The organism is Bartonella sp. AU18XJBT (assembly GCF_028618595.1).
Lineage (GTDB): Bacteria > Pseudomonadota > Alphaproteobacteria > Rhizobiales > Rhizobiaceae > Bartonella.
In genome coordinates this window covers 1-3,249 of sequence record NZ_JAQITE010000085.1, presented here as the reverse complement: position 1 = coordinate 3,249, position 3,249 = coordinate 1, and the positions used below count along the sequence as shown (strand labels likewise).

The following is a 3,249-nucleotide window of genomic DNA, read 5'->3' as shown; positions in this document are numbered from 1 at the left end:
TAAAACACGTCTTAAAAAAACATATGATCCTTTAAAGCCTTTCAAAAGAAAGGGGGTATAATCATAAGAAATGCTATCAAGATCATTATGGTTATGAGTTTTGAAGAGGTTTTGAGTTTTGACGGTTGCTGCTTTTATATAAAAAAATAGCAAAAAATAAAAACATTATATTTCAATGTGTTAAGATTTTACAGATCTTTAAAAAACAACCTCTATTGATAATACAACCTCTAAATTCAACTAATAATATACGTTTTGAAGGTATTTTGACGGTTTTTACACCTTCAAAACCTATAAGCAAAATGAATATACATAACTCTGTTTAAACAAAGCTTTTGATAACAATAAAGCTATCATTTGAGATTGCGATATAATCTCTTAAAGGCAATCCAAAAGAAGCGTATTCTGTTTAAGAGTGGATTTCTTAAAAGTCTTAAAGCAATCCAAAGTACAGTGTTTAAAAGTGCAAGTTTCTTCTTTTTAGAATAACGCATGATAAATTATCTCTTTTAAGATTATAGGTAATCAATTCACAAGATGATACGTTTACAAAATTTACAAAAGTCCATTAAAGGATTTCTGATAACGTAATTCTTTCCTATCTTAGTTATCTCATAACAGATGATAAAATAGACTGTTATTTAAACTAATAAATAAGCGGCTTTAATAAGATTAGCATGCCCATTATGTGAGCATGCTTTATAAGTTATTCAGTTTCTCTAATTTCTAATTTTGGTAGGTTCTTAACAATTTTGATTGTCTCTAAACTTACAGTAATAACCCTTTGAAATAATTCTAGAGGGTAGGCAGGATTGCCAATGGTTTCAACAGCATAACGATTGGCATTATTTACAATGCCACTCTTTTTCTCTGTCTTAACGCATTGACGCCCCATAACCCATTCAAGAGCGGGCTTGCCATTAACGATATACTCATAAGCTTCAAGAGGGATATCTGTTATTGTGATATTGCTGTTATAAATGACAGTTGATTTATCTTTCTCTTTACCTGCTTTTGCGAATTTCATTTCTGTAACGTAATAAAACTTTTCTGGATTAGAGATGTCAGTTAATTTTGGATTACCCTTTTTAAAGGTCACTGGATAAGGCTCTACATCTTCATAATTCACGTGCAAATGACCGAGTTTACGCCCCGCTGTTACAAATGACCAAAAATCATCAGCAGTTTTTACACAAGGGATACGAGGCAGTTCTTTGCATAAATTATGAGCATAACGGGTACGGTAATCTTCTGAATGTAAAATTCCGTAAACATAATAGAATAGATCATCCTTAGAGATTTTTTCATTCGGATAAGCCGCTTTAAAATATGCTAATCCTTCATCCGTAATGGCATCACGACGTTGTAAAGCAGAGGTTTTGTTTTCTTCTGTAGCATTTGTAAATAAATGTGACTGATTATTATCTTTAGATTTTAAGGAGGTAATATCTTCATAAAAGTATCTTGGAAAGCATTGACCTTTATCCACTACATCAAGATTAGGCAAATCTTCAGACATAAGTACAGAAAAACCCGATTGAGTTCCTGTACCTGTAATTTGTATTACCATATTTTCAACCACCTTCCCCATAGGGAATATCCGCGGCATTTGATAAACTCTCTCATTGAAAGTACGGTTATAATAAAGCCATTGTTGTGTAAAAGGACGATATAGGCTTTGTGTAAGGCACGTATCTTCAAGTTCAAAAAATTTTCCTTTTACTAGTTCTTGCTTAACATTATGACTCCAACTTATCTTTCTCTCATCTGTATCAACGAAATCATTTACAGCCTTTGTACGTATCCTACGATCAACATGTCCATAAGCAGCATTAAATCGTTCCACTTCACTGTTATAGAAGGCAATCATATTACTCATGTTCTTTTTTAAAGTTTCACGGCTTGAGTTATATGCCCACGCATCACGATTGGTTACGACTCCAAGAGAAAATGTTTCAAAGAGCTTTTTATTATTTCCCTTCTTATCGCCTATTGTTAAAAAATCTTTGAAACTATTATCACGTTGATTTATCCAATCACCATGCTCGTCCGGTGTAATTATTTGCCAACCCGCTTCATTTGTGATGCCACCAACACTACCAAAGTATTGAAGCATCTCAAGTTTTTTTTCGGTAGAAAGATTGTCACCAATATCATGATAGTAAATCTTACAGTGTTGGCTATTGTTTGGATTGCGCACAAAAATCGTTACAGCTATTCCATTTTGGCTTCCAGAACCAAAAACATTGCCTCCTTCCTTTGATAGCTCTTTTGATTTTATATTTTTTCGAATATCACCACGAAGATTAATGATATAAATAGAAGAATATTCATTCTGTAAGCATTTTCGCATGCCATCAGCAAATGTTTTATCTACCCATCCATTTCCAGAAATATAGGCAACGACACCACCTTGAGAACTTAAGCGATTACTTGCCCACCTAATTGCTCGAATATAGCTATCATAGAGATTTCTTTTTAATATTGCTTGAGATTTAAGTGCATACGTATTTTGGATACTTCTATCAAGTATTTCATATTCTACATTTGCATTATTATCATTCTCATTTCTTTGACCAGAAGAATAAGGAGGGTTACCAAAGATCACTTCAATATCCAGATTTTTCTGATGTTCTAAATATTCACTATTTTCTTTAAATAACTCTTGCAACAAATCTTTCCTTTCAAGCATTTGGAATGTATCGGTTAAACCAATATGCTTGAATGGGATATAATTCCCTTTCATAAGACCATGATAAGTTGCTTCGATATTAATGGCTGCTATATAATAGGCGAGTAAGACAATCTCATTAGCATGGATATCATAACGGTATTTATATTCCATATCCTCTGGTTTTATAAGATTTGATTGTAACAACCGTGTGATAAAGGTACCCGTTCCAGTGAAAGGGTCAAGAATAGAAACACCACGTGATCCTAGGCTTTTTCCAAATTCATTACGTAAAACATCATCAACAGAATGAATGATAAAATCAACAACCTCAATGGGCGTATAAACAATTCCTAATTTTTCTACTGTACGTGGAAAAGCATAACGGAAAAATTCATTGTAAAGTTCTACAATTAAGCTTTGTTGTGCTTCAAGAGTGGTAATTCCACGCGTGTAAAATTGTACGCTCCTAGAAATATTTTTGAGATCTTGAGATTCTTCTTTAGGGGTAACTTTATCAAGGACATTGAGTACACGTTGTAAAGCACAAGAGACGGGATTTTCTTGAACAAACTGAT

1 protein-coding gene is annotated in these 3,249 nt (G+C 33.1%); it reads right to left on the bottom strand.

Annotated elements, in window-relative coordinates; genetic code table 11:
* Nucleotides 1-706: 706 nt before the first annotated feature.
* Nucleotides 707-3,249: type ISP restriction/modification enzyme (locus tag PVV60_RS09810; RefSeq protein ID WP_273724589.1), on the bottom strand; the 2,543-nt coding region annotated here is incomplete at its 5' end.